This window comes from Phenylobacterium sp. (assembly GCF_028290885.1).
Lineage (GTDB): Bacteria > Pseudomonadota > Alphaproteobacteria > Caulobacterales > Caulobacteraceae > Phenylobacterium.
This window is the reverse complement of the sequence record NZ_JAQGIZ010000199.1, coordinates 1-4,032: the sequence shown is the minus strand read 5'-3', so window position 1 is coordinate 4,032 and position 4,032 is coordinate 1. Positions and strand designations below refer to the sequence as shown.

At 67.5% G+C, this 4,032-nt stretch carries 4 protein-coding genes; 1 reads left to right on the top strand and 3 read right to left on the bottom strand.

Translation table 11 applies throughout. The features are described from left to right. Positions 1-586 (bottom strand): ribonucleotide-diphosphate reductase subunit beta (locus JWP28_RS13740; RefSeq protein WP_299543728.1); only part of this gene is annotated, 586 nt, incomplete at its 3' end. Positions 587-690: 104 nt separating this feature from the next. Between JWP28_RS13740 and JWP28_RS13735 the strand changes: the two genes are divergently transcribed. Continuing rightward, positions 691-1,362, top strand: a complete 672-nt coding sequence (locus JWP28_RS13735; protein ID WP_299543726.1) for a glutathione S-transferase family protein — start codon at positions 691-693, stop codon at positions 1,360-1,362. Positions 1,363-1,450: 88 nt separating this feature from the next. Here JWP28_RS13735 and JWP28_RS13730 read toward each other — a convergent pair whose 3' ends face one another. Then, positions 1,451-2,332 (bottom strand): lipid A-modifier LpxR family protein, encoded by an 882-nt coding sequence (locus JWP28_RS13730; RefSeq protein WP_299543724.1) that lies wholly within the window; start codon positions 2,330-2,332, stop codon positions 1,451-1,453. Between the two features lie 233 nt (positions 2,333-2,565). Beyond that, the coding region (locus JWP28_RS13725) for a ribonucleoside-diphosphate reductase subunit alpha (protein WP_299543723.1) at positions 2,566-4,032 on the bottom strand (1,467 nt) is incomplete at its 5' end.

Sequence of the window (4,032 nt, the reverse complement as noted above, 5' to 3'; positions counted from 1 at the left end):
TCTGGCCCATGCCCTTCATCTTGTTGTGGCGCGGGAAGTTCATCAGCATGGCGAAGCTGGCGAACAGCTGCAGGCCCTCGGTGAAGCCGCCGAACATGGCCAGCGTGCGGGCGATGTCGGCGTTCGTGTCGACCCCGAACTGCTGCATGTAATCATGCTTGTCGCGCATGGCCTGGTAGTCGAGGAAGGCCGTGAACTCGCTGTCCGGCATGCCGATCGTCTCGAGCAAGAGCGCGTAGGCGGCGATGTGGATGGTCTCCATGTTGGAGAACGCCGCCAGCATCATCTTGATCTCGGTCGGTTTGAAGACGCGGGCGTAGCGCTCCATGTAGTTGTCGTTCACCTCGAAGTCGCTTTGCGTGAAGAACCTGAAAATTTGGGTCAGCAGATTGCGCTCGCGGTCGTTGAGCTTGGTCGCCCAGTCCTTGCAGTCCTCGCCCAGCGGCACCTCCTCGGGCATCCAGTGGACCTGCTGCTGCTTCTTCCAGAACTCGTAGGCCCAGGGGTAGCGGAACGGCTTGTAGGCCGCCGAGGGGGTGAGCAGGCCGGGCAGGCTGCGGATGTTTGAGGAGGACGGCTGGGTCATCTAACGTGTCCGCGGATCGAGGTTTGCGTCCCTTACCCTGACGCAACATCTTGTGGTCGTAAAGCGTCAGCACGCCGCATGTTGCGGTTATCCACGAGGATGTGATGCGCGAAGGCTATCTGGTCTATGGCGCCGCCGGCTCGGGCTCCACGCCGGTCGAGGCGACGCTGACGCTGCTCGGCGAGCCCTACCGGGTGGTCGAGCGTGCGGTCTGGGAGGATGCGGCGGCGGCGGCCGAGATGGCCAAGGTCAATCCGCTGCGCCAGGTCCCGGCGCTGGTGCTGCCGTCCAACGATTCCGGGGCGGGCGAGCTGATGACCGAGAGCGCGGCGATCCTCATCCACCTGGCCGACAGCCATCCGGGCTCCGGCCTGTCGCCGGCGGTGGATTCGCCGATGCGGCCGCGGTTCCTGCGCTGGATGGCCTATATCTCGGCCCAGATCTACGCCCTCTACTGGATCCGGGACGACATCACGCGGCTGGCCGCCGACAAGGCGCACGAGGCGGTGCTGCGCGAGCGCACGGCCGCCAGGATCAGCGCCTGCTGGACGATGATGGAGCTGCAGGCGCCGCCGGCCGGCCGCTTCATGCTGGGCGACGATATCTCGGTCCTCGACCTTTATCTGGCGGTGGTGTCGCGCTGGGGTCCCCGGCGGAAGGGCTTCTATGCCGCCGCGCCCCGCCTGGGCGAGGTCGTCCGCCACGTGGACGCCGAACCGCGCCTGGCCGCCTTCTGGGCCGAACGGTTCCCGTTCGTGGAGGGGTGGGAAGGTTAGGACGGATCGAGCTCATGACCACAAACTGTCCGTCATGGCCCGGCTTGTCCGGGCCATGACGAGAACTAATTGATGATTTTATTGAGTTTTAGCGCCCCGGCCTGATCGACAGGGAGAAGGCGACCATCGAGTCGTCGCGGGCGTCGACGCCCCAGAGCATGTGGGCGCCCTTCACCTGGCGGTGGATGTAGCCCAGCGAGGTCTGCATCGCGCCCTTGCGCCAGCCGACGCCGAGCTGGGCGTCGCCGATCAGGGTCGAGGTCTGGTCGGTGGTCCAGCCGGCGCGGTCCCAGCCGCCGTCGCCGTGCAGCATGTTGAGGCCCACGGCCCGGCCGCTGGCGGCGGCGAACAGATACCAGCGCCCGCGGTCGCCGAAGGTTGAGCCGTCGCGCACGCCCATCGCGGCCAGGCGGCGGGCGGCGGCGCTGTCGCGCTGCATCAGCCGCAGGGTCGCGCCGGCTTCCGCCGAGCCGCCCAGGTTGGTGACGCCGACGCCGGCGTGCGGCGTCAGGTCGACGCCGAACGTGCGGGTGTCGAAGGCCAGCGCCGCCGGCCAGTCGCGGGTCACGGCGACCTCGTAGGCGTCGGCCTCGTACTGGGCGCGGGCCAGGTCGAGCGGCAGGCCGCCGGGGGTGCGCAGCGCCCCGCCGACGCTGATCCGCAGGGAATCAACCGGCCCGTGGCCCGAGGCGGGCGACAGCTGCACCGCGCCGCTGGTCCAGCGCACCAGGCCGGCGCCGGGCTGGTAGGCCTCGCGCTCGATCAGCCGGCTGATCGGGTCGACGTCGCTGGCCGCGGTCTTCGGCGCGAAGGCCGCGTCGTTCAGCATCGCCACGGCGGCGGTTTCGTCGGCCTGCGCGTCGGGCGCGCGGGCCTGTGTCGAAAGGGCCTGTGTCGAAAGGGTCTGGGCGCCGGCGGAGCTCGCCGCGGCGCAGGTCAGGACGGTGGCCAACAAAGCCAGCGGCCGCATACTCATCTCCCCAGCCCGCAGCTCTACCGGTGTGCCGACGAGCGCTCTATAGCGAAAGTCGCAGACCGAACTGTGGTTCCCCGAGAGCAGCCTAGGGGTGTCCCTACGCTTTCGCGAGTCAAATCTGCGGCAGCAAAAGGCGTGCCACGGAGCCGATGGTGATGACTAGATTTGCGGGCGTCACGCGCCGGGCGCGGCTTAACCTTAGTCGGCCAAGATGAAGCCCAGCTCGCCTACTGGCAGGCCAGGCATTCCTCGTAGTCGGTCTTGGCCTGGCCGCTGAGGTCGACCGCCACCAGCGCCTCGCCGCCCGCGTGCGACGCCCGCTGCACCGACTTCGACCGCAAGTAGTAGAGCGACTTGCACCCCCGCTCCCACGCCTGGAAGTGGAGCATGTGCAAATCCCACTTCTCCACGTCGCCGGGCAGGAAGAGGTTGATCGACTGGGACTGGCAGACTTCGGGCGTCCGGTCGGCGGCGAGTTCTATCACCCAGCGCTGATCGATCTCAAACGCGGTCTTGTAGACGTCCTTATCGTCCTGGGAGAGGACGTCGAGGTGCTGCACAGAGCCCTCGTTCTCCAGGATCGAGTCCCAGATGGCGGGCGTGTTGTGGCCGGTCTGGTCGAGCAGGCGTTCCAGATAGGGATTCCTGACCGCGAAGGTGCCCGACAGCGTCTTGTGGCTGTAGATGTTGGCCGGGATCGGCTCGATGCCGGCCGAGGTCCCGCCGCAGATGATCGAGATCGAGGCGGTGGGGGCGATGGCGAGCTTGTGGGAGAACCGCTCCATCATCCCGCGCTCCTCGGCGTCCGGGCAGGGCCCACGCTCGGCGGCCAGCGTGCGGGAGGCCGCGTCGCACTGGCGGCGCAGGGTCTTGAAGAGCCGCATGTTCCAGCTCTTCGCCAGCGCGCTCTCGAACGGCACGTTCTGCGCCTGCAGGAAGCTGTGGAAACCCATCAGCCCCAGGCCCACCGAGCGCTCGCGCTTGGCGGCGTAGACGGCGTTCTTCATCTCCGGCGGCGCGCGGTCGATGAAGTCCTGCAGCACGTTGTCGAGGAAGCGCATCACGTCCTCGATGAAGGTCGGATGGTCGCGCCATTCCAGGAAGGTCTCGGCGTTGACCGACGACAGGCAGCAGACCGCGGTGCGCTCGACGCCCAGGTGGTCCTTGCCGGTGTGCAGCATGATCTCGGAGCAGAGGTTCGACTGGCGCACCGACAGGCCGAGCTCGCGCTGGTGCTGCGGCATGGCGCGGTTCACGGTGTCGGCGAAGATCAGGTAGGGCTCGCCGGTCTGCAGGCGGATCTCGAGGATCTTCTGCCAGAGCGAGCGCGCATCCACCTCGCGGACCACGTCCTTGGTCTTCGGCGAGCGCAGCCCGAACATGGCCCCGTCGCGCACGGCTTCCATGAACTCGTCCGAGATGCTGATCCCATGATGCAAATTCAACGACTTACGGTTGAAATCGCCGGAGGGTTTGCGGATCTCCAGGAACTCCTCGATCTCCGGATGGTGGATGTCGAGGTAGACCGCCGCCGAGCCGCGGCGCAGGGAGCCCTGGCTGATCGCCAAGGTGAGCGAATCCATCACCCGGATGAACGGGATGATGCCGCTGGTCTGGCCCGCGCCCTTCACCTTCTCGCCGATCGAGCGCACGCCGCCCCAGTAGGTGCCGATGCCGCCGCCGTTGGAGGCCAG

What these genes read in the sequence shown, in the direction of transcription:
- JWP28_RS13730 (WP_299543724.1), bottom strand. Translation starts at nt 2,332, where the DNA reads ATGCGGCCGCTGGCTTTGTTGGCCACCGTCCTGACCTGCGCCGCGGCG.
- JWP28_RS13735 (WP_299543726.1), top strand. Translation starts at nt 691, where the DNA reads ATGCGCGAAGGCTATCTGGTCTATGGCGCCGCCGGCTCGGGCTCCACG.